Consider the following 22,553-nt stretch of genomic DNA (forward strand, 5'->3'; position numbering starts at 1 on the left):
CGTATTCCAGATCCGAAAAGCTCGATTGCATGGCGATCAACCCAACTGTGACGATGACTCATTATCTCAGACTCACGACCAGCACAGACGCCTCAGGCGAATAAATCAGCGCTTCCTTAGCATCTTCCATGTGTTTTGACACGGCCTGGGCCGCTTTCAGCCCCTCCTGGGTATTTCGAGCCCCGGATACTCGATCAGCGTCATCGCCTTGTGCAGCCGCATGATACTGAAGCCTCTGCCGTAGCTTCTTCCTGTTTTGTCATTGTCACTGTGCCCCATCAGTGCATCGCTGATCTCTTCGTCGAGACCGGCCTCACGGCAAGCATCGCGGAAGTTGTTGCGAAAGCTGTGGAAGACCCGTGAGCGATGATTTATACCAACGTCCTGATGTAGAAATTCCGAAAAGGCCTTGCCAAGATAATCCGTATATTTCCCATCTTTCATCTGCTTGAGGTTGGGAAAGAGCCGAGTGTGGCCCTGGCTTCGGATACGCTCTACATAGTCGAGAAAGCCCAGTTCGATCACTTTTGGGTGTAGCGGCAACTTGCGTCGTGAGGATTTGTTCTTGAGTGTCTTGCCGCTGTTGATCTGCGGGTTGCCATCATCGTCCAGATCGGTGACATCGAGACAGATGATACCGTCGATCTTTCTGACAGGAGTTGACCGAGCTCTTCGCGGCGACAGCCCTGATACAGTGCGAGGATTGGCATCCAGTAGCCGGTCTCCCCCATCGTTCGACGGAATGGTCGTTCACCCCGAAATACGGGCGCCGTGAAGATGCGCTGGAGTTCGTCGTAGTCGAAAGGTTCACGGGGAACACTATCGTCAGGGGGCTTCGGTATTTTTTGGGCAGGGTTGACGCCTTTGAATTTTCCACTGTCGATCACGGTGTTGATCAGCGCACACAGTAAGTTGATCCGTTTTGAGACCGTCTTGGAGGCCAGCGGCCGTGCCGTGAGCGCATCGCGATAGGCGATGACCTCGGCCCGCTCGATCTGTTCGATAGGTTTGCCCTGTGTGTGGGCGTCGAACTCGGCGACCAGCCGTGCCACATCGCCAACGGTCTTGTCGGGCCGATTGGGGTCGTAGCGTTTCCAGTCCTCGAAGGCGTCCTGAAGGGTGATGCCTTTGCCCTGCCCTGCTATCGGTTGGGCTGTATCGGACCATGGCAGTTTTGCAGGGGAATCGTTTGCAGGGGAATCGGGCGTGAGGACGACTTCTCCGGCATCACGCTGAAGCTGTTCACTATGGACGCTCTTGGCAGTCTGGAGGAAACGGTAGAGCAGCTTCCTGTAGCCGTCACGGCTGGGATCGATAGGGGGGATCCCGGATAGCCAGAGAAACTGATGCAGCGCCGGCTCGAAGGCCTCTAGGTCGGTCTTGCCCAGTGTCTCCTTGAGAGCGAGATCGGTGTCCTGACGTTCGGCAAGGTACTCGGAATCGTTCAGCAGGCCATCAATACGATTTTCTTCGTCACCGGCAAGCGCCATGTGACGCCACAGGTCGCAGAGCTGCTGGATAAGCGCATCGGTAATGGGGCCGCTGGGAGGGAGTTGCCTGCGAAGCCGGTCCTGTTCGCGCAGGGCGTCGCAGCGCTGATCAAAGGCCACGGAGGCTTCGCGAACCTTACGGTTTGCGTCAGCCCTATCTTTGGTCTTGAGAGAGTATTTGACCTCTTTGCCGAGATACGGCTGTAGATCGTCAGGAACACGGGCCCGGAAGTAGTAGATGGAGCCTCGTTTCTGTAATCCCGTTTGTAGTGGCACGCTTTTCACCTCGGTAAGTGTACCACCTAGGTGTCTCACATGCCTGATTCTAAGTGACTGACAACCAATGCTTTATTGGGTAATCAATCACTTAGAAGCAATATGGCGGAGAGGGTGGGATTCGAACCCACGGAAGGTTGCCCTTCAACGGTTTTCAAGACCGCCGCTTTCGACCACTCAGCCACCTCTCCGAAGTCGATGGCGGACATCTTGAGGATGTCCGAAAGCAGACTGCGTAGAATACCGAAAGTGTTCCATTCTGTCCCCCCACAACGCTCTTCCAAAGCATGACCCACACATCTTCGACCGTAGGATCGAAAGCCCACCCGCTTTCGGTCATCTGTTCCACACCTGATGCAATGACACAGGCACACACCGTCGCCCAAGATCTGCATGCCCGATTCCTTGGCGAGTCGGCCCCCTCCTCCGACTATGTGCTCGAACTCGGAAAAGAAGGCTGGGAACTGAACACACCGCAGGAATTGGGGCTGGGCACATTGAAGCTCAGTTTTGCTCAGGGCCCGACGGCCTGGCGCCTGCGCCAGGCGGGGCGGCGTCAGCCGCTGGGCCGCGCCGTGGGCCTGAAGTCCGGCGCAACGCAACACGTGGTCGACGCCACTGCCGGGCTTGGCCGCGACGCCATGGTCCTCGCTAACCTCGGCTGCCGCGTTACGCTGATCGAGCGCAATCCCGTCATGGCGCTGCTGTTGCGTGACGCCCTGCTGCGCACCGCCCCGCCGGAGCTGCGCGAGCGCGTGCAAGTGATCGAAGCGGATGCGCGAAGCTATCTGCTCTCCCTGGCCGTTCCACCCAAGGCGGTCTACCTTGACCCGATGTACCCGGAGCGCAGCAAGTCCGCGCTGGTCAAGAAGGAAATGCGCATCCTGCGCGAACTGGTCGGCAAGGACCCCGACGCCTCCGAGCTGCTGGGTGCTGCGCTCGCCTGCGGCGCGCGCCGTGTGGCGGTCAAGCGTCCGCGCGGCGCACCGCTCATCGATGGAGCATCGCCGACGCACAGCATCCAGGCTCCAAACACGCGCTACGACGTATACCTAAGGCCGGCGAGTCATGAGTGAGCACGATTGGTGTAGGATGCGCCCCTGGAAGAAAGTCGAGGATTCTCCGCCATGCCCGCTGATCTGCGTAGCAAGACCTACGTCGGCATCCTGAACGAGGAATTCGGCGGCATGACGCCGACCGGTGCCATCGTCAAGGACGCCTGGACCTTTGGCCTCCTACCCGAGACGGAAACCTGTGAAGGCTGGGACGCAAACCGCCTGCAGGCGCTCTATGAGGAAACCACCGCGCTTTGGAGCCAATACGGCTATCGCGTCGCGAACCTGCCTGATGAAATGCGCGAACGGCACGAGCGGATCCACCAGGAGGCCATGACCCGCGCGCGTTCGCTCGGCTGGCAACCCGATGCGCTGGTCGACGAAGAGGACAACTGACGGGAATTCAGCGGCGGGTCAGTCGCGCAGGTTCTCGAACTGCAGCGGCCTGTCCCATTCCCCGCCACGCAGCAGCGCCATCGCCTCCTGCAGGTCATCGCGCTTCTTGCCGCTGACACGCAGCTTGTCGCCCTGAATCGCCGCCTGCACCTTGATCTTGGAATCCTTGACGGCCTTGACCATGCGCTTGGCGACATCCGCATCGATGCCCTGCTTGACCGTCACCGGCAGCTCCGCACGGCGCCCGGTCTCGGTCAGCTTGCCCTGCTCGATGCAACGGACGTCGATGCCGCGTTTGGCCAGTTTCTTGAGCAGGATGTCCATCATCTGCTCGATCTGGAATTCGCTCTGCGCCTCCAGCCGCAGATCGTCGCCGCTGCGTTCGACCTTGGCATCCGCCCCTTTGAAGTCGTAGCGGATTTCGATCTCCCGGTTGGCCTGATCGACGGCGTTGTTCAGTTCATGGTTATCGACTTCGGAAACCACGTCGAAGCTAGGCATACGTATTCTCCCGATTCGGTATGGACGACATTCAACAGGCTATTGAATTTCTACTCATGCGGCACGATAGGACATCAAAATCAGGCTCAAAATGCTCATTTACACTATGTAAACTGCGCTTCTTCGCCCGATTTTTCCTTCTCTCGCACTCGCCTGAGCGAATTTCAACAGCCTGTTAGGGCGAGTAGTGTAACCTCTGCCACCTGATCGGACTTCATCAACCTCAGCGGGACCATCCCATGGATAGAACCTTTCTCGCCCTCGGTGCGCTGCTTGCCCTGTTGGGCGTCATCTTCGGCGCCTTCGGCGCGCATGCGGTGCACGGCCATGTCAGCCCGCTCATGTACTCGGTCTACGAAACCGCGGTGCATTACCAGTTCTACCACGCGCTCGGTCTGATGTTGATCGGAGTCAGCGCCGCGCAGTTGGATGCGCGCGGCTGGCTGCGTACGGCCGGCTGGCTGATGTTCGCAGGCGTGATCCTGTTCTCGGGCAGCCTGTACCTGCTGACGCTGGTCGGCACGCGTTGGCTCGGCATCCTAACCCCCCTGGGCGGCACGGCCTTCATCGTCGCCTGGATTCTCTATATCGTCGCCATCCTCCGCAGCAGTCGCTGAGACTGCGCACATCGGGAGTTGCTTCATGACCCAGACCAATTTCGCCCTGCACGCCACGCAGACGCTCGAAGACATCCTCGACCGCATGAGCCGCGACGACACGCTTAGCGACCTCGACTTCGACCTCATCGACGCCGTGCTCACGATCGAGTTCGACGATGGCGGCAAGGTCATCCTCAATCGCCAGGAGGCAGCCCAGCAGCTGTGGCTGGCATCGCCTGAAGGGCCGGCGCATTTCGGCTACGATGCCCAGCAGGACGAATGGTGCAACGACCGCACCTCGGAGACGCTGATCGACACGCTCAACCGCGTGCTCAGCGAACAGATGGGCGAATCAATCGAGCTTTGAGTCACGCCCCCGCAGCCAGGCATCCACTTCCAGCAACACTTCCCGCTGCGAGCGGCCGTTCCATGCGCGCTCCAGCGCCTCGAGAGCGACACGCTGGCGCGGCTCTTCGGCACTGCGCCAACGCGCCCAATGCAGCGACAGCGGCGGATAGAGCCGAAAGAACAGATAGCTGACCGTTGCCACGCCCAACGCCAGCCAGAGCCTGCCGCTGAACAGCAGCCAGACCGCAGTGCCGTAACCGGCGAAACTGACCACGGCGATCGACGCCGTGGCGCGGTGAATAGCCGCGACGATGCGTTCGAGTTCCTCCGCGTATTGTTTCAACTCGTCATTCATTCCAGCCCCTTGTCCGTCACTCCCGAAGGTCTGTGCATTCGCAGCCAAAACGCTCTCGAGCACACAATTCCTCCGACCTCGATATACTCGGGCCATGAAGGCCGACGCTCAGCCCCGGCAGTACCATCTTTCGCTGGCCCGCAATGCGGGCGGGCGCGATTTCTGCGTCGGCGACCTGCACGGCTCCTTCAATGTGCTCGAACGCGCGCTCGACAGTCTCGGCTTCGATCCCGAACGCGACCGACTGATCAGCGTCGGCGACCTCATCGACCGCGGACCGCAATCGCCGCGGGTACTCGAATTCCTCCGCCGCCCCTGGTTCCACGCCGTGCGCGGCAACCACGAAACCATGCTGCTGGACAACATCGACGCCGCTGAGATCAACGTCCGCTGGCTGATCCAGGCCGGCGCAGGCTGGTGGCTGATGCTGGACGACGAGGAACGCGCGGCCTATCCCGCCCCCCTGTCCGAACTGCCCTACACCATCGAGGTGGACACCGCCGACGGACGGGTCGGCGTAGTCCATGCCGATGTTCCCGAAGGCCTGCACTGGGACGAATTCGTGGCCGAACTCCCGCACAACGCCCGCCTTCGCGAACACGCGCTCTGGGCCCGCACCCGCATCGGCCAGGTCCAGCAAGATACGCCTACGAACGAGGTCGAGGGCATCAATCTGCTGGTGGTCGGCCATACGCCGGTCTCGCCCATCACCTTCGCCCACAACGTCTGCTTTCTGGACACCGGCGCGGCCTACGCACCGAACTTCCCCGGCGCGGCGCTCACCCTGCTCGAAATTCACCCTCAGCGGCGAGTGCACACATTCCCGACGGCGTAGTCGGCAGCTCCGCCTCCAGCTCGTCCCAGGCATCCAGCAGCAGTCCAGGTCCGGCGTCCGGACGCCGCGCGTCCTCGCTCATATGCCGCCGGAAACGGCGCGCCCCCGGGAGCCCCTGAACCAGCCCCATCAGATGGCGGGTCAAGTGCGGCATCCGCGTTCCGCGCGCCAGCTCGCGCTCGCAGTACTCGACATAAGCCTGCAGCACCTCGCGGCGCGTCGGCAACGCGTCCGTCGCGGCGTACAGACGCCGATCGGCCTCGGCCAGCAACCAGAGATCATCGAACACCGCGCGTCCGATCATCACGCCGTCGACATGGCCCAACTCGCGCTCGGCTTCCGCCAGGCTGCGGATGCCGCCGTTGATGATGATCTCAAGTTCCGGATAATCACGCTTGAGTCGGTGCACGCGCGGGTAGTCCAGCGGCGGAATTTCCCGGTTCTGCTTCGGGCTCAGCCCCTGCAGCCAGGCCTTGCGGGCGTGGATGACGAAGGTTTCGCAGCCCGCTGCAGCCACCGTGTCGACGAAGGCGCGCAAGGCCTCGTAGCTGTCCTGGTGATCGATGCCGATGCGCGTCTTCACCGTCACCGGCACCTCGGTTTCCGCACGCATGGCGCGCACGCACTGTGCCACCGTATCCGGCTCGGCCATGAGGCAGGCGCCGAAACGCCCGGACTGAACCCGGTCGCTGGGGCAGCCGATGTTGAGATTGATCTCGTCGTAGCCGACCTCCGCCCCGATACGCGCGGCCCTTGCCATTTCGCCGGCGTCAGCACCGCCGAGCTGCAGCGCGACCGGGTGCTCGGCGGCATCGAACGCCAGCAGACGCGCCGTATCGCCGTGCACCACTGCGGCCGCAGTGACCATTTCCGTATACAGCAGCGTATGCCGGCTGATCAGGCGCAGCAGATAGCGTGCATGGCGGTCCGTGTAGTCCATCATCGGCGCCACGCTGAGCCGCCGATTCGGCATGCGCCCCATCGACATCAGCCGCCGCCGTAGCGCCGTTCGAGCCAAGCGTAGACCGCACGCAGGCCCATCGCCTCGCCGCCGCGCGGCCGACCCGGCCGGTTGCGCTGATTCCAGGCCATCAGGTCCAGGTGCACCCAGTCGGTAGTCTTCGGCACGAAAGCATCCAGAAACAGCGCCGCGGTGATCGCGCCGCCGAAGCCGGAAGTGCTGCAATTGAGCAGATCGGCGATCTGGCTGTCGAGCTGATACCGGTAGTCATCGAACAGTGGCAGGCGCCACACCGGGTCCTGCACCTCGCGGCCGAGCGCATCGAGTTCGGCGCCCAAGGCGTCGCTGTGGGTGAAGTAGGCCGGCAGCTCGGTACCCAGCGCCACGCGGGCGGCGCCGGTCAACGTGGCGAAATCGACGATCACCTCCGGCTCCTCGTCGGCCGCGTCGGTCAACGCATCGCACAGCACCAGCCGGCCCTCGGCGTCGGTGTTGTCCACCTCCACGCTCAGCCCCTTGCGGGTGCGCAGCACGTCGCCCGGGCGGAACGCGTCGCCCGACACCGAATTCTCGACCGCCGGGATCAACACCCGCAGGCGCACCGGCAAGCGCTCGTCCATGATGCGCCGGGCCAGACCGAGCACGTGCGCGGCCCCGCCCATATCCTTCTTCATATGGCGCATGCCGCTGGCATTCTTGAGATCCAGGCCGCCGCTGTCGAAGCACACACCCTTGCCGACGAGGGTCACGCGCGGATGCGCCTCGTCGCCCCAGCGCAAATCGATCAGCCGCGGCGGATGCACGCTGGCGCGGCCCACCGCATGGATGGTCGGATAGTTGCGGCTGAGCAGCGCATCGCCTACCGTGCAGGTGTACTCGGCACCGTGCTCCGCCGCGAGTTCTGCCGCCGCCTGCGCCAGTTGCGCCGGCCCCATGTCCTGCGCCGGCGTATTGATCAGATCCCGCACAAAAGCCACCGCCCCGGCCTCGCGCTGCACCGCGGCGCACAACAACTCGTCCTCGATCAGCAGCGTCGCCGCTTCGCGCCCCGGCTTCGTCTTGTAGCGGGAATAACGGTAACTGCCCAACGCCCAGCCCAACGCAAGCGTGTGCTGTTGCACCGCGTCCGCCACGCCCTCCAGGCGGTAGCAGCCGGCCGGCAGCCGGTGCGGCAGATCACCCAGTCCCCACACGTCGTCAAAACCATCGAGCAAGGCCAATGCCCGTGCGTCGCCGTCCACGGCCGGCAACATGGCATAGCGGCGGGCCTTGGGCTCGAATCCCGTGTCCGCCAGCCATTGGCGTACCGCCTCAGGCTGCGCCTGTAGCCAGGCGTCGTAACCGTCGACCGTCACGCACTCCAGAAGCCGTACCGTACCGTCGGCTGCGCTGACCAATCCCGTCATGATTGTCCGTGTCTCCTAGGGGTAAGCAAGTCCGCTATGGTAGACTGCTCTGCTCGGACTTTCATCTGTCCACCCTCATCACGACAGTCTTTCCAGCATGACTCAAGCACTCTCGATACGAAACCTAAAGAAGGTCTATCGTGGCGGCGTCGAAGCGCTGCGCGGTATCGACCTGGACGTCCAGGAAGGCGACTTCTTCGCCCTGCTCGGCCCCAACGGCGCCGGCAAGTCGACCACCATTGGCATCATCAGCTCGCTGGTCAACAAGAGTTCCGGGCAGGTTACGGTGTTCGGCAAGGACCTCGACACGCAAAAAGCGGCGGCCAAGACCTTCATCGGCCTGGTACCGCAGGAATTCAACTTCAACCAGTTCGAGCCGGTCGAGGAAGTCCTCATCAATCAAGCCGGCTATTACGGCATCGAACGCCGTCTGGCCCGTGAACGTGCCGAACGCTATCTACGCGAGCTTGACCTGTGGGAGAAACGCCGCCAGATGGCGCGCCAGCTCTCCGGCGGTCAGAAACGCCGCTTGATGATCGCCCGCGCGCTGGTACACGAGCCCAAGCTGCTGATCCTGGACGAGCCCACCGCCGGCGTGGACATCGAGATCCGCCGTTCGATGTGGACCTTCCTGCGCGAGGCGAATGCGCGCGGCACCACGATCATCCTCACCACGCACTATCTCGAGGAAGCCGAGAACCTGTGCCGCAACATCGCCATCATCGACCATGGCGAAATCGTCGAGAACACCAGCATGAAACGCCTACTGAGCAAGCTCGACCGGGAAACCGTGGTGCTCGACGTCGCCGAGGAACTCCACGCCGCGCCGGAGCTGCCCGGCTATCAGGTGCGACTGGTCGACGCCACCACGCTCGAGGCGGAGATTTCCCGCGAAAGCAGCCTGAGCGGTCTGTTCGCGCAACTCAGCGACCACGGCGTACACGTCACCAGCATGCGCAACAAGAGCAATCGTCTGGAGGAATTATTCCTTACCCTCGTCAACGATGACGGGGGCGACGAAGAACAGAGCGGGACAGACATCCGCCGCGCCGGCTAGGCCCGTTCACGCCGCCGCGCGGCGGCCTTGTTACGCCCATAAACCGCAGACCCATCGATCGGTACAGGGAAACCCGCTCCCATGAATTTTTATTTCATCGCGCTCAAGACCATCGTCATCAAGGAAGTGCTGCGCTTCTCGCGCATCTGGGTACAGACCATCGTGCCCCCCGTGATCACCACCTCGCTGTACTTCATCATCTTCGGCCACCTGATCGGCAGCCGTATCGGCGAGATGGAAGGTTACAGCTACATCGAATACATCGTGCCCGGCCTGGTGATGATGGCGGTGATCACCAACTCGTACTCCAACGTCGTATCGTCATTCTTCGGCGCCAAGTTCGGCCATTACGTCGAGGAACTGCTGGTCTCCCCCACGCCGAACTGGCTGATCCTGCTTGGCTACGTGCTCGGCGGCATGGCACGCGGCCTCACCGTGGGCATTGCCGTGACCGCGGTGTCGCTGGTCTTTTCGCACCTGCGTATCGAGAACCTGCTGGTCACGATCAGCATCGCCCTGCTGACCGCCGCTCTATTCGCCTTGGCCGGCTTCATCAATGCAGTGTTCGCCAACAGTTTCGACGACATCTCCATCGTGCCGACCTTCGTGTTGACCCCGCTGACCTACCTGGGCGGCGTGTTCTATTCCATCAACCTGCTGCCCGGTTTCTGGCAGCACGCGTCGCTGGCCAACCCGATCCTCTACATGGTCAACGCCTTCCGCGACGGCATGCTCGGGACTTCCGACATACCGCTTGGCGTGTCCTATGCGGTGATCCTGGCGTTCATCGCTGCGTTGTCGGCCATTGCGTTGACGCTGTTGAATCGGGGGGTGGGGATTCGGTCCTGAGGATCGTCTGCGGCCTTAGTTAAAACCGGGTCACTCTAGCCTGAATTTCCGGCGCGACTCGAGGTTTTTGGGCAATTGATTCTGCACAAAGCCCACGTATCGTTTTGCGTTTGGAGTGCTTTTCGGGCGCGAATCAGCGTTAGGTAGTGCTGATCTTACGTGTGTGACGCGCCCGAGTACCTTTCTTTGCACGCCCAAAGAAAGGTACGAAAGAAAGACGCCCGAAAGGCCTTGACCCTACGGGCAAACCTCGAGCGTACACCCCGTCACGGGGCACCGCAGGCACTTGCCCTCCTGGCAAAGCCTGCTCGGGCGGCTTCCCTGCCGCCCGACCCCGCGCCGGAGCGCACGCTCGAGGCAAGGCCACACGGGAACCGGAGAGTCAAAACAGCACGGCCCCCAAATGTCTGAGCTACGAATCGACCAATACAGAACGATTTCGCTTCGGACTCGCCCGGTTTTGACGTTAGGTCCCCCTTTGATCGCTTGCCTCGCGAACGTGCGCCTGGGCGGGGATGGCCGGCAGGACGCCGGCCAAGCAGCCCTTCGCAGGAAGCGAATGGCTGCGAGCCCCGTTCAGGCGTGCGTTCGCGAGGTTGCCCGCCAGGGACAAGCGATCCTGGGGTGCGTTTCTTTCGCCGGTTTCTTTGCGCACTCAAAGAAATCGGCTCGGGCGCGTCACTTCGATCGATCTGAGCCCCAAACGTCGAATCGCGTCCGAAACAAGCCCCCAAAGTCAGCAAGCACAACGCCTTCACTCACGCAAGATCAAAACCACAACCGCTGATTCGCGCAAGAAACCGGCCCAATCGCTCAACGAAAGCGCTAATTTGTACTCGAAATTCCCAAACACCCGAAAGAGCGTTCCGAACAACCCATCGGCGCTACAAGGTATGCGTCGGCCGATCCGACTTGAGCATACCCGCCAACGCGGTCTCGATGCGGCTGCGCACCTTCCCGTTGTCCTGGTCGCTGAACTGCACCCCGATACCCGGTAGCCGCCCACCCTGTGCCCCCTTGGGCGTCATCCATACGATACGCCCCGCCACCGGCAGCTTCTCACCTTCATCGAGCAGACTGATGAGCATGAACACCTCGTCGCCCAGCTTGTAGTTACGCTGCGTAGGCACGAACAGGCCACCGTTTTTGACGAAATTCATATAGGCCTGATACAGCGCGTTCTTGTCGCGAATCGTCAGGGTGAGAATGCCTTGGCCTATGGACATCTAGAACTACTCCCTAAGCGCGCAGCGCCGTCTGATAGCGCATTAATAATTCTTCGAGTTGTAGCTGCGCGTTCAAGCCGCTGTTGAGCAACCCGCGCAGCCGTAACGCCTGCTCCAGACAGGCGAAGACACCCTGCAAGTCTACCCGCTCGCCCAGCGAGCGCAAATCTCCGGCGCGGTCGGGGTTCTCCCGTACCGGCGCGCCGGCCCCCACCCGCGCCAAGTCGCGCAGCCATGCGGCGCATACGTCCAGAGCCTGGGCGTAGTCCGCTCCGGCCATCTCGGCGCTCAGCGCCGCCGGATCGAAGCGCGCTTTCGCCAACGCCGCAGTCCAGCCGCCACGGCGCCCCAGACGCTCCTCGTCTGCATGTCCCAGCGCGGCCAGGGGCGCTCCACCAGCCAGGGCCAAGGCGATCTCGGAACCTTCGCCCAATTGCGGCGCGAGCCACTTCCGCGCTTCGGCGATCTGCGGCACACCGAAACCGAGCACCTGGCAGCGGCTGCGCACGGTCGCCGGCAAGGCGCTGGGCAGACTCGTGACCAGCATCAGCAACACGCCCTCCGGCGGCTCTTCCAGCGTCTTGAGCAACGCGTTGGCGGCATGCACGTTCAGCGCATCGGCCGGGTCGACGATGGCGACCTTGTACTGCCCGAAGCTGCGCGTCAGGTTGAGAAAATCGATCAACGAACGCACCGCATCGATGCGTATCGCCTTGCCGGCCGACTCGGGTTCGATCACCGCGTAGTCCGGATGCGTGCCGGCGGCGAACAGGCGACAGGCATGACACTGTCCGCAGGACAGACCGTCCGACTGTGGTTGCTCGCACAACGCCGCCTGTGCGAAGGCCTCGGCCAGCTGCCGCTTGCCCAGACCCGGTGCACCGCTGAACAGCAGCGCATGAGGCACACGTTCCGCCTCGCGCTGCTTGCAGAGCTGATTCCATTGACGCTGCTGCCAGGGATACGGCACGCTCATGCTTGGCTTCCCCACTGTGTGGAGAACTCGATCAAGGTTTTGCGCACCTGTGCGCTCACCGTCTCCAACGAGTGCGCTGCGTCGATGATCCGGAAACGTTGCGGATCAGCCGCAGCCCGGGCCAGATAGCCTTCGCGCACACGCTCGAAGAAATCGAGCGCCTCCCGCTCGAAGCGATCACCGTCGCTGTTGCGACGCGCCGCCCGCGCCATGCCGACCTCGACCGGCGCGTCCAACAGCAGCGTCAAGTCGGGCTGCATGCCGCGCTGTACAAAGTCCTCAAGTTCTCTGATCCGCGCTGTGTCGATGCCGCGCCCAGCGCCCTGATAGGCGTAGCTGGCGTCGGTGAAACGGTCGCACACCACCCAGTCGCCGCTATCCAGCGCCGGACGGATCAGGCGGGCAAGGTGTTGATTGCGCGCGGCAAACATCAGCAGCAGTTCGGTATCGGCGTCCATGCATTCCTCGCACTCGCCGATCAGCAGCCCACGGATCTGCTCAGCCAGCGCTGTGCCGCCCGGCTCACGGGTGCGCACGACGGACAACCCTGCCGTTTCCAATGCCGCGACGACCTCGGCGATCTGGGTCGACTTACCGACGCCCTCGCCGCCTTCCAGCGTGACGAATGCTCCCCGCATCGGTTCAGCCTCCGTTCGCCCGACGACGATGCAGTTGGTACTCGGCCACTGCGCGTTCCTGTTCGGCATAGGTGCGCGAGAAGGCATGAGTGCCGTTGCCCTTGGCGACGAAGTAGAGATATTTCGTATGTGCCGGATGCAGCACGGCATGAATCGCCGCCGGACTCGGAATGGCAATCGGCGTCGGCGGCAGCCCTCTGTGCACGTAGGTGTTGTAAGGCGTGTCCCGACGCAGATCCTTAAAGGTGATATCGCCCTTGTAGGACGCCCCCAACCCGTAGATCACGGTCGGATCGCTCTGCAACCGCATGCCCTTGCGCAGGCGGTTGACGAATACACCGGCAATCAGCGGCCGCTCGCGGGCGACACCAGTCTCCTTCTCCACGATGGAAGCGAGGATCAAAGCCTGGTAAGGCGTTTTCAGCGGCAGATCCGGGGCGCGCTCCGCCCACTGCAATTTGAGATAGCTGTGCATGGCGTCATAGGCGCGGCGCAGCACGCTCAGCTCGCTTGCCCCATTGGAAAAGAAATAGGTATTGGGGTAGAACCAGCCCTCGGGCGACATACCCTTCGGACCGCCCAGCTTGTGGATCAGATCGGCATAGCCGGAGGGTTTCAGGCGTTCGCCGATGTGCGGATCCTTGTTCAGCTTCTCCATGATCTGGCGGAACGTCCAGCCGTCGATCAGTGTAATCGGGTACTGCACCGTGTGCCCGGCCACCAACAGCTCCAGCAGACTGGCCGGCGTCGTGCCCCTTTCCAACCGGTATTCGCCCTGCTTGATCTGAGCCGCGCGTCCGCTCAGGCGCGCGTACAGAGCCCATAGGCGCGGATTCCGGAGCGTTCCGCTGCGGCTCAGTTCCTGTGCCACATCGCGCGCGGAGGCACCTGCCGGGACGGTCATCAGCAGACCGTCGTCCGGGACGTCCAACGGCGTTTCCAGAGTCTGCCAGACACCGACGATCGCGATCAGCAGCCCCAAGCCCAGCACCGCACCTAACATGATGAACCAACGGCGCATCCTCAACACTCTCCCGCACGAACGGCTGACAACAGCTCCTCGATCAAGCCGGCCCGCGGCAAGAGATGTCGATCGAGGCGCGCGGCCGGCCAGATGCCGATCAGACTGTTGCACACGAAAACCGCATCCGCACTACGCAAGCGCTCCGGCGGACAGGCTTCGATACGCGCAGTCGCACCACGGCCATCGGCCCACTCGAGTATCCGTTCGCGCATGATGCCGGCCACTCCGCAACGGCTCAAATCAGGGGTCAGCAGTGTATCACCCTCGACCCAAAAGACATTGCTCATGGTGCCCTCCACGACGCAGCCGTCGGGATCGCACAGCAAGCCCTCCGCATACTCGTCGCGCCACTCGGCGCGCGCCAACACCGAGTGCAGACGATTCAAATGCTTGATGCCGGCGAGCGCCGGATCGAACGGCAGGCGCGTCCGGCACAAACGCAGCGCTGCGCCTTCGGTCGGCAACCTACGTTCAGGCCAGGTGCGTATGCAAAGAACACGTCGCGTCGGTGCACCGTCCGGCAAGCGATAGCCGACGCCGGCACTACCTGCTGTGAGCATCAACTTGAGCACCGCACGCTCGTGCCCCCGCGCCAGGCGCATGGCCTCGCCGCGCAGCAGCGCCTCGCCCGGCTCCGCCAGGCCCAGCCTGCTGCACCCGAGCACAAGACGCCGCCAGTGGCGCGCCCAGTGCGGCAGCTCGCCGGCAGCGATTTCGATCGTCTCGAACACACCGTGTCCATACGCCAGGCCGCGGTCGTCGGCCGACACGTCCTGGGCCGCCACCCCGTCTATCAGGCAGTCAATCACCGCAGCGCCCGCAGCAGGCCCTTGGCCTTGTGTCGGGTTTCGGCCAGTTCCGCCTCCGGATCGGAGTCGGCAACGATGCCGGCTCCGGCACGAAAACGCAGATGTCGCCCATCGACTTCCAGGGTACGGATCAGAATGTTCAGATCCATGCGCCCATGCGTGCTCAGGTAACCCAGTGCACCGGTATACGCCCCGCGGGCCGTATCCTCCAGCTCACGCAGGATCTGCATGCAACGCACCTTCGGGCAACCGGTAATCGTGCCACCGGGAAATACCGCGCGGATGAGATCACCGGGCGTGATGCCTGGGCGCAGGCGTGCACGGACGTTGGATACGATGTGATGGACGTGCGGATAACTTTCAGTGACCATCAGTTCGTCAACCTCCACCGAGCCAGGCCGCGCGACACGCCCCAGGTCATTGCGTTCGAGATCGATGAGCATGACGTGCTCGGCACGTTCCTTGGGGTGCGCCAACAGGGCCTCACGCAGCGCTGCATCGCTGTCCTCATCGGTACCGCGCGGCCGCGTGCCGGCGATCGGCCTCGTCGCTGCACAACCGGCATCCGCCTCCACCAGACGCTCGGGCGAGGAACTAACCACCGCCCGCTGTCCCCAGGTCGCCAAGCCGGCAAAGGGTGCCGGATTAGCGGCCCGCAAGGCCGCATACAGCGCAGCCGGCTCAACTCCCTCGGCCAGCTCCCCTTCCCACTCGCGTGACAGGTTGACCTGGAATACGTCGCCCTCGCGGATGTAGCGCTGTATCCGTTCGACCCCCTCGAGATAACGCAAAGTCTCCTCTTCGGCCATCCGCACTACCGGCTGCGGCGCGGATTCGCTACTCGTGTGCGCAGCCGCGGCCGCCGCATCCGCCGCGATCAGCTCCAACAGCCCTCCGCGACCCGGCGCCGCCACGGCATAACGCTCGCCGCGCTCGTGGTCGTGCACGATCGCCGCCGGTATATACTGAGCCCAGGCCGTGTCCCAGCCCCAGGGATGAGGCGGCGGATCGCCCAGCACGGGCTCGACCGCATAAACCAGCTCGTAGGCCAAATAGAGAAACCAGCCGCCGCGAAACGGAGGACCATCATCCCCACCAGCGGACAGTTGTCCGCCGAACTCCTCGTCCAGCGCAGACAGAAAAGCATCCGCCGCCGCGCTCAGGCGTCGCTCTGGAAAGGCGAACAGAATATCGTAACGCGCAGTCGCGCCGCCGGTCGTGGCGCTCTGCAGCAAATGAGGATAGCGGCTAGGTTGGCGCCGGTGCATCGTGAGCAGGTCCCAATCGTCGTCGAGAGGTACCCGTACAGCCACACGCCGCTCCATCACGCTATGAACGCCTCAACCCAACGGCGCCGGCCCGACCACTGCCTGCACCACAGAACCGCTCAGAGATTCTTGAACAACAAAGTGCCGTTCGTTCCGCCGAAACCGAAGGAATTCGAGAGCACGCAGTTCAGTTCCGCCTGACGCGCCTCGTTAGGCACGTAGTCCAGATCACATTCGGGATCGGGATCTTCCAGATTGATGGTCGGCGGAATCACCTGATCGCGCAGCGCGAGCACACAGAACACAGCCTCGATGCCGCCGGCCGCGCCGAGCAGATGCCCGGTCATCGACTTAGTCGAGCTGACCGCGAGCTTGTAGGCCCTGTCTCCGAAAACCAGCTTCATGGCCTCGGTTTCGGCCCTATCTCCGGTCGGAGTGGAGGTACCATGGGCGTTCACGTAGTCAACGTCGTCCGCATTCATACCGGCGTCGCGCAGAGCCCGTTGCATGCAGCGTGCTGCGCCTTCGCCGCCAGGCGACGGCTGGGTCATATGGTAGGCGTCGGCGTTGAGGCCGAACCCACCCAACTCGCAGTAGATACGCGCACCGCGTGCCTTGGCGTGTTCGTATTCCTCCAGCACCAGCACGCCGGCACCGTCGCCGAGCACGAAACCGTCGCGCCCGCTGTCCCAGGGGCGGCTGGCGCCGGCAGGATCGTCATTGCGCGTCGAGAGCGCCCGCGCTGCCGCGAAACCGGCCACACACAAGGGCGTGCTGGCCATTTCCGCACCACCGGCGATCATCACGTCCGCATCGCCGTAAACGATCTTTCGTGCCGCGTCACCGATGTTGTGCGTACCTGTGGTGCAGGCGGTGACAATGGCCGTATTAGGTCCCTGGAACCCGTACATGATGGCCAGGTTACCGGACACCATGTTGATGATGCTGGCCGGGATAAAGAACGGTGAGACCTTGCGAGCACCGCCGTCGAGCATCGCCAAATGCCCCTTCTCGATACCTGGCAGGCCACCGATACCGGAACCCACGGAAACGCCCACGCGCTCCGGATCGAAGCCGAATTCGTTCAGGCCGGCATCGCTGATCGCCTGGACGGCGGCGCCGATGCCGTAATGGACGAAGACGTCCATCTTCTTCTGGTCCTTGACCGGAATGTAATCGCTGGCGTCGAAATCACGCACCGCAGCGGAAATGCGCACCGGTGATGCCGATGCATCGAAGTGCTCGATCGCGGTGATACCACTGCGTCCGGCCAGGATGTTTTCCCACGCCGTTTCGACCAGCGAACCGACGGGGGACACGATCCCGAGCCCGGTAACGACTACACGCCGCTTGGACAAGGCAGAATCCTCTTGCTGCGACCGTCCCCGATTCGCTCGCAGACACACCTCGGGCAGCCCTCAGGGGCTGTCCGAGGCATGCGGAGAACCGGGTTCAGTCGGATTACTTCAGGTGAGCGTTGATGTAATCAATAGCCTGCTGCACCGTGGTGATCTTCTCGGCCTCTTCGTCGGGAATTTCGCACTCGAATTCCTCCTCCAAAGCCATGACCAGCTCGACGGTGTCCAGGGAGTCGGCGCCGAGGTCATCGACGAAGGAGGCCTCGTTCTTCACGTCCTCTTCCTTCGCGCCCAACTGCTCGACAACGATCTTCTTGACACGCTCTTCAACGTTGCTCATTGCTCGTAATTCCCCTGTGTAAAAAAACCCGACCGCACCGAGCCGGCGCAAAGCGATCTGTTCCAACAGACCTTCGCGCTGTTCTTCCTTCAGCGCCCGGGTCATGTCCGTATCGATGAAGCCGGGCGCGACGACGTTCACGGTGATTCCGCGCGAACCGACCTCTCGGGCCAGCGACTTTGCGAAACCGATCATGCCCGCCTTGGCCGCGGCGTAATTGGTTTGCCCTGGGTTGCCGGACACTCCGACGACCGAGGCGATGTTGATGATGCGTCCCGCACGCTTCTTGATCATGCCGCGGATGCAGCCACGGCTGAGCCTGAACACCGAACCGAGGTTGGTGTCGATGACCGCCTGCCAGTCCTCGTCCTTCATCCCCATCAGCAGCATGTCACGGGTGATGCCGGCGTTGTTGACGAGAATACCGACAGCACCGTACTCGCCGGTCACCGCCTCCAGCAAAGCGTCCACGGAGGCCTGCTCCTCGGCGCGCAGCACCTTGCCGACACCGGTCACGCCCGCCTCCGCGAGATACGCGGAAATCGACTCGGCACCGCCCTCGGAGGTCGCGGTACCGATCACGGTCGCGCCCTGACGGCCCAGCTCGAGCGCAATGGCCTTGCCGATGCCGCGGCTGGCGCCGGTCACCAGCGCGATTTCCCCCTGCAAACTCATGTTCCGTACTCCTCGCACAGCGCCAGCGCGGCGTCAGTGCTTTTGCCGTCCTCCACGCCCAACACCTTGAGCGTGCGGTCGATACGCTTGTTCAAGCCGCTGAGCACCTTGCCCGGACCGAATTCGAACACCACTGCGATCCCTTCGTCGGCGAAACCCTCAATGGTTTCCACCCAGCGCACCGGATGATTGATCTGTTGCACCAGCGCCTCGCGGATACCGGCCGGATCGGGATGCGCAGCGACATCGTAGTTGTGCGTGACCGGGATGCGTGGCGCGCTGAACTCGACGCCCGCCAGCACTTCGCGCATCGCCTCCGCCGCCGGCCCCATCAGACTGCAGTGCGACGGCACGCTCACCGGCAGCGCCAGCGCGCGCTTGGCGCCCGCATTGGTGGCCAGGGCCATCAGGCGCTCCACTGCCGCGGCATTGCCGGCGACCACGACCTGACCCGGCGCATTGAAGTTCACCGCCTCGACCACCTCGCCCTGCGCCGCCTTGGCACACAGATCACCGACCTGCTCGTCAGTGAGCCCCAGAATCGCCGCCATCGCGCCGGTGCCCTGCGGCACCGCTTCCTGCATCAAACGGCCGCGTTCGGCGACCACGCGCACGGCGTCCTCGAAACGCATTGCACCCGCACAGACCAGTGCGGTGTACTCGCCAAGGCTGTGCCCGGCCATCACGTCCGGGCGGCAGCCGCCTTCTTCCTCCCATACGCGCCATACGGCGGCGCCGGCAGTGAGCATGACCGGCTGCGTCAGCCGCGTCTGGTTGAGTTCCTCGGCCGGACCGTTCTGCGTCAGCGACCACAGGTCCAGCCCCAGTACGTCGGAGGCCTCCTGGAACGTCTCTCGGACCTGGGAATACCGATCCGATAGCTGGGCCAACATCCCGACCGATTGGGATCCCTGACCTGGAAATACGGCTGCAAAGCTCATGGAGCTCCTGACCCTCTGGGCTGAAAAAAAGGCGCTAGTTTAGGCAAAGGCCTCGATGCGGGCAAATGTCTCGATTGCAGTACCCGAAAAACCTGCCGCGCTTGTGTTATGGCTCCAATTAACGATAATGGGCGGCTTCTCGAACAGCGAGGGACTCAGTCCTAGCAAGATGGCAAAAGAAGACGCAATCGAAATGGAAGGGAAGGTCATCGACACCCTCCCCAACACCATGTTCCGGGTCGAACTGGACAACGGTCACATGGTCACCGCCCATATCTCCGGCCGGATGCGCAAGCACTACATCCGTATCCTCACCGGCGACCGCGTGACGGTCGAACTCACGCCCTACGACCTGACCAAAGGCCGTATCGTCTACCGCAAAAAATAAGCCGCACATCGGGGTCGGAATTCAGCTTACCGCCGTATCGGCGAACTCGAGCTTAAGTTCACCGTCCTCGACCGCCACATGCACCTCGCCACCCCCGGTGAGTGAGCCGAACAGCACCTCCTCGGCCAGCGGCTTCTTCAGATGTTCCTGGATGACCCGGGCCATCGGTCTTGCGCCCATCAGCGGATCGTAGCCGCGCTCGGCCAGCCAGGCGCGCGCCTCGTCGTCGACCAGCAGGTGCACCCGCTTCTCTTCCAGCTGGGCCTCCAGTTCGATCAGGAACTTATCGACCACGTTGGTCACGGTGCGCGGATCCAGCGACTTGAACTGGATGATCGCATCCAGGCGATTGCGGAACTCCGGCGTAAAGATACGTCGCAGCTCCTGCATGCCGTCGCTGGCGTGATCCTGCTCGGTAAAACCCATGCTGCGCCGGCTGACGGACTGCGCGCCGGCGTTGGTCGTCATGATCAGAATGACGTTGCGAAAATCCACCTGACGGCCGTTGGTGTCGGTCAGGGTGCCGTGATCCATCACCTGCAGCAGCAGATTGAACACGTCCGGATGCGCTTTTTCGACCTCATCCAGCAACAACACAGCATGCGGATGCTTTAGGATGGCGTCGGTCAGCAGACCGCCCTGATCGAAGCCGACGTAACCCGGCGGCGCACCGATCAGGCGCGACACGGTATGGCGCTCCATGTATTCGGACATGTCGAAGCGCACCAGCTCGATACCCAACTGCAAGGACAGCTGGCGGCTGACCTCGGTCTTGCCGACGCCCGTCGGGCCGGCGAACAGGAAGGAGCCGATAGGATTTTCCCTGCTGCCTAAGCCTGAACGCGCCATCTTGATCGCCGCAGCCAGAGTGTCGATGGCCTCGTCCTGGCCGAACACCACCAGCTTGAGATCCCGCGCCAGATTCTTGAGCGTCTCCAGATCCGAAGACGACACCTGTTTGGGCGGAATGCGCGCGATCTTGGCGATGATGTCTTCGACGTCGCGCACCGAAATCGTCTTGCGCCGCTGCGCCGGCGGCTGCATACGACGGCGCGCCCCGGCCTCGTCGATCACGTCGATGGCCTTGTCGGGCAGATGGCGGTCGGTGATGTAACGATCCGACAACTCGGCGGCGGCATGCAGCGCGGGATTGGTATAGCGCACCTCATGGTGCTCTTCGAAACGCCCCTTGAGCCCCTTGAGGATGCGGAAGGTCTCGTCGACCGTGGGTTCGCGTACGTCGATCTTCTGGAAGCGCCGCGCCAGTGCGCGATCCTTCTCGAAGATGCCGCGATACTCCTGATACGTGGTCGAACCGATGCATTTGAGTTCGCCGTTGGCGAGCATAGGCTTGATCAGGTTGGAGGCGTCCATGACGCCGCCCGAGGCCGCGCCGGCGCCGATCAACGTGTGGATCTCGTCGATGAACAGCACTGAGCCGGGTTCGCGCTTGAGCTGCGCCAGCACGCCCTTGAGGCGTTTCTCGAAATCGCCGCGATATTTGGTTCCGGCAACCAGGGCGCCAAGATCAAGCGCATAGACCACTGCGTCGGCCAGCACCTCGGGCACCTCGCCGTCGACGATCTTCTTGGCCAGCCCCTCGGCCAGCGCCGTCTTGCCCACGCCGGCCTCGCCGACATAGAGCGGATTGTTCTTGCGCCGGCGGCACAGGATCTGCACCGTGCGCTCGATCTCCTCGTCACGCCCGATCAGCGGATCGATACGCCCCTGGCGGGCATGCTCGTTGAGATTGGTGGCGAACTGCTCCAGCGGGTTGCTGCGCGGGGAATCCTCGCCACCGGGGGCGGATTCGGGCGCCGCTTCACCCTCCTGTTCCTGAGGTTCCTCACCGACGCGCGAGATGCCATGCGAAATGTAGTTCACCACGTCCAGACGGGTGATGTCCTGCTGGGCCAGCAGATACACCGCGTGCGAATCCTGCTCGCCGAACAGCGACACCAGCACGTTGGCGCCGCTCACTTCCTTGCGCCCGGAGGACTGCACATGGAACACGGCGCGTTGCAGCACGCGCTGAAAGCCCAGCGTGGGCTGGGTCTCGCGCTCGTCGCCGCCGGCCAGCAACGGCGTATTGTCGGCGATAAACTGCTCCAGCTCCCGCTTGAGCGTCAACAGGTCCGCACCGCAGGCACGCAAAACGGCGGCGGCCGTCGGATTGTCGGTCAACGCCAGCAATAGATGTTCCACGGTCATGAACTCATGGCGCTTCTCGCGAGCCTGCTTGAAAGCCATGTTCAAGGTGAATTCAAGCTCTTTGTTCAGCATCACCGCTGCCTCACCTCAGAAAGGCCGCCGCCGCGGCCGTTGACGGTCCACGGGCTCCCAGCCCGTGAGCCTCTCATACAAAAAATCAAAGCACATTGCATGCCGGATGTAGCGCGCGACTGGATAACAGCCGCGCGCCATCAGGCTTCTTCCATCGTACATAGCAGAGGATGCTGGTGCTGGCGAGCGTAGTCGTTGACCTGCGCCACTTTCGTTTCAGCGACGTCGCGGGCATAAACGCCGCACACACCCTTCCCGCGGGTGTGCACATGCAGCATGACACGGGTTGCGCGTTCCCTGTCCATGCCGAAAAACCGCTCCAGCACCTCCACGACGAACTCCATTGGAGTGTAGTCGTCATTGAGGATCACGACCTTGAATTGGGGAGGCGGCTTGAGCTTGGGGCGGCTCGTCTCGACCGCCAAACCATCCCGCGAGTCCTCATTCTCCTCGTTCATGGCAGCTATGTCGGGGCGTGTACGACGAATATCAAGCACAA

At 62.8% G+C, this 22,553-nt stretch carries 25 protein-coding genes, 1 tRNA gene and 1 pseudogene; 8 read left to right on the plus strand and 19 right to left on the minus strand.

The genetic code is table 11. From position 1 onward, the window contains the following. Nucleotides 1-156: 156 nt before the first annotated feature. From P8014_RS12120 to P8014_RS12130, 3 genes are all read right to left on the minus strand, one after another. Nucleotides 157-525: a hypothetical protein gene (locus P8014_RS12120; protein ID WP_337817590.1), complete on the minus strand. Its 369-nt coding sequence runs from the start codon at nt 523-525 to the stop codon at nt 157-159. After that, nucleotides 522-1,766, minus strand: a complete 1,245-nt coding sequence (locus P8014_RS12125) for a DUF6538 domain-containing protein (protein WP_337817591.1) — start codon at nt 1,764-1,766, stop codon at nt 522-524. Before P8014_RS12125 ends, P8014_RS12120 begins: the two co-directional genes overlap by 4 nt. A 103-nt stretch (nt 1,767-1,869) precedes the next feature. Continuing rightward, a tRNA-Ser gene (locus P8014_RS12130) sits at nt 1,870-1,957 on the minus strand. Between the two features lie 168 nt (nt 1,958-2,125). Between P8014_RS12130 and P8014_RS12135 the strand changes: the two genes are divergently transcribed. Further along, complete coding sequence (locus P8014_RS12135) at nt 2,126-2,842, plus strand: class I SAM-dependent methyltransferase (RefSeq protein WP_337817592.1); 717 nt, start codon at nt 2,126-2,128, stop codon at nt 2,840-2,842. A 51-nt stretch (nt 2,843-2,893) separates the two neighbouring features. Next, entirely contained in the window at nt 2,894-3,217 is a 324-nt protein-coding gene (locus P8014_RS12140; RefSeq protein ID WP_337817593.1) for a hypothetical protein, read from the plus strand. Between the two features lie 18 nt (nt 3,218-3,235). On the opposite strand, the gene P8014_RS12145 is transcribed toward P8014_RS12140, so the two are convergent. Then, on the minus strand, nt 3,236-3,718 hold the full coding sequence (locus P8014_RS12145) for a YajQ family cyclic di-GMP-binding protein (RefSeq protein WP_337817594.1): 483 nt from the start codon (nt 3,716-3,718) through the stop codon (nt 3,236-3,238). A 239-nt stretch (nt 3,719-3,957) separates the two neighbouring features. Here P8014_RS12145 and P8014_RS12150 point away from each other — a divergent pair, with 239 nt between their 5' ends. Next, on the plus strand, nt 3,958-4,335 hold the full coding sequence (locus P8014_RS12150) for a DUF423 domain-containing protein (RefSeq protein WP_337817595.1): 378 nt from the start codon (nt 3,958-3,960) through the stop codon (nt 4,333-4,335). A 25-nt stretch (nt 4,336-4,360) separates the two neighbouring features. Beyond that, complete coding sequence (gene cyaY, locus P8014_RS12155; RefSeq protein WP_337817596.1) at nt 4,361-4,684, plus strand: iron donor protein CyaY; 324 nt, start codon at nt 4,361-4,363, stop codon at nt 4,682-4,684. Here the strand turns inward: cyaY and P8014_RS12160 are convergent. Further along, nucleotides 4,670-5,020, minus strand: coding sequence for a hypothetical protein (locus P8014_RS12160; RefSeq protein ID WP_337817597.1), 351 nt, complete (start codon nt 5,018-5,020; stop codon nt 4,670-4,672). The genes cyaY and P8014_RS12160 overlap by 15 nt on opposite strands. Nucleotides 5,021-5,114: 94 nt before the next feature. Here P8014_RS12160 and P8014_RS12165 point away from each other — a divergent pair, with 94 nt between their 5' ends. Then, nucleotides 5,115-5,855: a metallophosphoesterase gene (locus P8014_RS12165; protein WP_337817598.1), complete on the plus strand. Its 741-nt coding sequence runs from the start codon at nt 5,115-5,117 to the stop codon at nt 5,853-5,855. Here P8014_RS12165 and dusA read toward each other — a convergent pair. Both dusA and P8014_RS12175 read right to left on the minus strand, forming a co-directional pair. Further along, the gene (dusA, locus tag P8014_RS12170; RefSeq protein ID WP_337817599.1) at nt 5,800-6,828 is read right to left on the minus strand and encodes a tRNA dihydrouridine(20/20a) synthase DusA; all 1,029 of its coding nucleotides are present in this window, start codon (nt 6,826-6,828) and stop codon (nt 5,800-5,802) included. The genes P8014_RS12165 and dusA overlap by 56 nt on opposite strands. A 14-nt stretch (nt 6,829-6,842) precedes the next feature. Beyond that, nucleotides 6,843-8,225: a leucyl aminopeptidase family protein gene (locus tag P8014_RS12175; RefSeq protein ID WP_337817644.1), complete on the minus strand. Its 1,383-nt coding sequence runs from the start codon at nt 8,223-8,225 to the stop codon at nt 6,843-6,845. A 94-nt stretch (nt 8,226-8,319) separates the two neighbouring features. Here P8014_RS12175 and P8014_RS12180 point away from each other — a divergent pair, with 94 nt between their 5' ends. Next, the gene (locus P8014_RS12180) at nt 8,320-9,279 is read left to right on the plus strand and encodes an ABC transporter ATP-binding protein (protein ID WP_337817600.1); all 960 of its coding nucleotides are present in this window, start codon (nt 8,320-8,322) and stop codon (nt 9,277-9,279) included. Nucleotides 9,280-9,360: 81 nt separating this feature from the next. Beyond that, nucleotides 9,361-10,128, plus strand: a complete 768-nt coding sequence (locus tag P8014_RS12185; protein WP_337817601.1) for an ABC transporter permease — start codon at nt 9,361-9,363, stop codon at nt 10,126-10,128. A gap of 884 nt (nt 10,129-11,012) precedes the next feature. On the opposite strand, the gene P8014_RS12190 is transcribed toward P8014_RS12185, so the two are convergent. The 10 genes and pseudogenes from P8014_RS12190 to fabD all read right to left on the minus strand — a co-directional run bounded on the left by P8014_RS12190 (nt 11,013) and on the right by fabD (nt 19,383). Beyond that, complete coding sequence (locus tag P8014_RS12190) at nt 11,013-11,354, minus strand: PilZ domain-containing protein (protein WP_337817602.1); 342 nt, start codon at nt 11,352-11,354, stop codon at nt 11,013-11,015. 13 nt (nt 11,355-11,367) lie between these two features. Beyond that, nucleotides 11,368-12,330 (minus strand): DNA polymerase III subunit delta', encoded by a 963-nt coding sequence (gene holB / locus P8014_RS12195; protein ID WP_337817603.1) that lies wholly within the window; start codon nt 12,328-12,330, stop codon nt 11,368-11,370. Next, complete coding sequence (gene tmk, locus P8014_RS12200; protein WP_337817604.1) at nt 12,327-12,968, minus strand: dTMP kinase; 642 nt, start codon at nt 12,966-12,968, stop codon at nt 12,327-12,329. The genes holB and tmk overlap by 4 nt, the downstream gene beginning before the upstream one ends. Before the next feature lie 4 nt (nt 12,969-12,972). Then, the gene (gene mltG, locus P8014_RS12205; RefSeq protein WP_337817605.1) at nt 12,973-13,989 is read right to left on the minus strand and encodes an endolytic transglycosylase MltG; all 1,017 of its coding nucleotides are present in this window, start codon (nt 13,987-13,989) and stop codon (nt 12,973-12,975) included. A gap of 2 nt (nt 13,990-13,991) precedes the next feature. Next, nucleotides 13,992-14,801, minus strand: a complete 810-nt coding sequence (gene pabC, locus P8014_RS12210) for an aminodeoxychorismate lyase (protein WP_337817606.1) — start codon at nt 14,799-14,801, stop codon at nt 13,992-13,994. Beyond that, nucleotides 14,798-16,114, minus strand: coding sequence for an aminodeoxychorismate synthase component I (locus P8014_RS12215; protein ID WP_337817607.1), 1,317 nt, complete (start codon nt 16,112-16,114; stop codon nt 14,798-14,800). The genes pabC and P8014_RS12215 overlap by 4 nt, the downstream gene beginning before the upstream one ends. Before the next feature lie 74 nt (nt 16,115-16,188). Further along, complete coding sequence (gene fabF, locus P8014_RS12220) at nt 16,189-17,427, minus strand: beta-ketoacyl-ACP synthase II (protein WP_337817608.1); 1,239 nt, start codon at nt 17,425-17,427, stop codon at nt 16,189-16,191. A 103-nt stretch (nt 17,428-17,530) separates the two neighbouring features. Next, nucleotides 17,531-17,767 (minus strand): acyl carrier protein, encoded by a 237-nt coding sequence (gene acpP, locus P8014_RS12225; RefSeq protein WP_337817645.1) that lies wholly within the window; start codon nt 17,765-17,767, stop codon nt 17,531-17,533. A gap of 36 nt (nt 17,768-17,803) precedes the next feature. Further along, nucleotides 17,804-18,442 (minus strand): annotated as a pseudogene (gene fabG, locus P8014_RS12230) (3-oxoacyl-ACP reductase FabG); the annotation flags it as partial. Continuing rightward, complete coding sequence (gene fabD, locus P8014_RS12235) at nt 18,439-19,383, minus strand: ACP S-malonyltransferase (protein WP_337817609.1); 945 nt, start codon at nt 19,381-19,383, stop codon at nt 18,439-18,441. The pseudogene fabG and the gene fabD, both read right to left, overlap by 4 nt. A gap of 169 nt (nt 19,384-19,552) precedes the next feature. Between fabD and infA the strand changes: the two genes are divergently transcribed. Continuing rightward, the gene (infA, locus tag P8014_RS12240) at nt 19,553-19,771 is read left to right on the plus strand and encodes a translation initiation factor IF-1 (protein WP_337817610.1); all 219 of its coding nucleotides are present in this window, start codon (nt 19,553-19,555) and stop codon (nt 19,769-19,771) included. Nucleotides 19,772-19,792: 21 nt separating this feature from the next. Here the strand turns inward: infA and clpA are convergent, their stop codons facing one another. Both clpA and clpS read right to left on the minus strand, forming a co-directional pair. Beyond that, complete coding sequence (gene clpA, locus P8014_RS12245) at nt 19,793-22,054, minus strand: ATP-dependent Clp protease ATP-binding subunit ClpA (protein ID WP_337817646.1); 2,262 nt, start codon at nt 22,052-22,054, stop codon at nt 19,793-19,795. Between the two features lie 140 nt (nt 22,055-22,194). After that, nucleotides 22,195-22,512, minus strand: a complete 318-nt coding sequence (gene clpS / locus P8014_RS12250; protein ID WP_337817611.1) for an ATP-dependent Clp protease adapter ClpS — start codon at nt 22,510-22,512, stop codon at nt 22,195-22,197. Nucleotides 22,513-22,553: the final 41 nt, after the last annotated feature.

This window comes from Acidihalobacter sp., from assembly GCF_037381185.1.
In the GTDB taxonomy this organism is placed as follows: Bacteria; Pseudomonadota; Gammaproteobacteria; order DSM-5130; family Acidihalobacteraceae; genus Acidihalobacter_A.

Bases quoted from the DNA above. Each gene is read 5' to 3' on its own strand.
- P8014_RS12135 (WP_337817592.1), top strand. From the start codon at position 2,126: ATGACACAGGCACACACCGTCGCCCAAGATCTGCATGCCCGATTCCTT.
- P8014_RS12140 (WP_337817593.1), top strand. From the start codon at position 2,894: ATGCCCGCTGATCTGCGTAGCAAGACCTACGTCGGCATCCTGAACGAG.
- P8014_RS12145 (WP_337817594.1), bottom strand. From the start codon at position 3,718: ATGCCTAGCTTCGACGTGGTTTCCGAAGTCGATAACCATGAACTGAAC.
- P8014_RS12150 (WP_337817595.1), top strand. From the start codon at position 3,958: ATGGATAGAACCTTTCTCGCCCTCGGTGCGCTGCTTGCCCTGTTGGGC.
- cyaY (WP_337817596.1), top strand. From the start codon at position 4,361: ATGACCCAGACCAATTTCGCCCTGCACGCCACGCAGACGCTCGAAGAC.
- P8014_RS12160 (WP_337817597.1), bottom strand. From the start codon at position 5,020: ATGAATGACGAGTTGAAACAATACGCGGAGGAACTCGAACGCATCGTC.
- P8014_RS12165 (WP_337817598.1), top strand. From the start codon at position 5,115: ATGAAGGCCGACGCTCAGCCCCGGCAGTACCATCTTTCGCTGGCCCGC.
- dusA (WP_337817599.1), bottom strand. From the start codon at position 6,828: ATGCCGAATCGGCGGCTCAGCGTGGCGCCGATGATGGACTACACGGAC.
- P8014_RS12180 (WP_337817600.1), top strand. From the start codon at position 8,320: ATGACTCAAGCACTCTCGATACGAAACCTAAAGAAGGTCTATCGTGGC.
- P8014_RS12185 (WP_337817601.1), top strand. From the start codon at position 9,361: ATGAATTTTTATTTCATCGCGCTCAAGACCATCGTCATCAAGGAAGTG.
- P8014_RS12190 (WP_337817602.1), bottom strand. From the start codon at position 11,354: ATGTCCATAGGCCAAGGCATTCTCACCCTGACGATTCGCGACAAGAAC.
- holB (WP_337817603.1), bottom strand. From the start codon at position 12,330: ATGAGCGTGCCGTATCCCTGGCAGCAGCGTCAATGGAATCAGCTCTGC.
- tmk (WP_337817604.1), bottom strand. From the start codon at position 12,968: ATGCGGGGAGCATTCGTCACGCTGGAAGGCGGCGAGGGCGTCGGTAAG.
- mltG (WP_337817605.1), bottom strand. From the start codon at position 13,989: ATGCGCCGTTGGTTCATCATGTTAGGTGCGGTGCTGGGCTTGGGGCTG.
- acpP (WP_337817645.1), bottom strand. From the start codon at position 17,767: ATGAGCAACGTTGAAGAGCGTGTCAAGAAGATCGTTGTCGAGCAGTTG.
- fabD (WP_337817609.1), bottom strand. From the start codon at position 19,383: ATGAGCTTTGCAGCCGTATTTCCAGGTCAGGGATCCCAATCGGTCGGG.
- infA (WP_337817610.1), top strand. From the start codon at position 19,553: ATGGCAAAAGAAGACGCAATCGAAATGGAAGGGAAGGTCATCGACACC.
- clpA (WP_337817646.1), bottom strand. From the start codon at position 22,054: ATGCTGAACAAAGAGCTTGAATTCACCTTGAACATGGCTTTCAAGCAG.
- clpS (WP_337817611.1), bottom strand. From the start codon at position 22,512: ATGAACGAGGAGAATGAGGACTCGCGGGATGGTTTGGCGGTCGAGACG.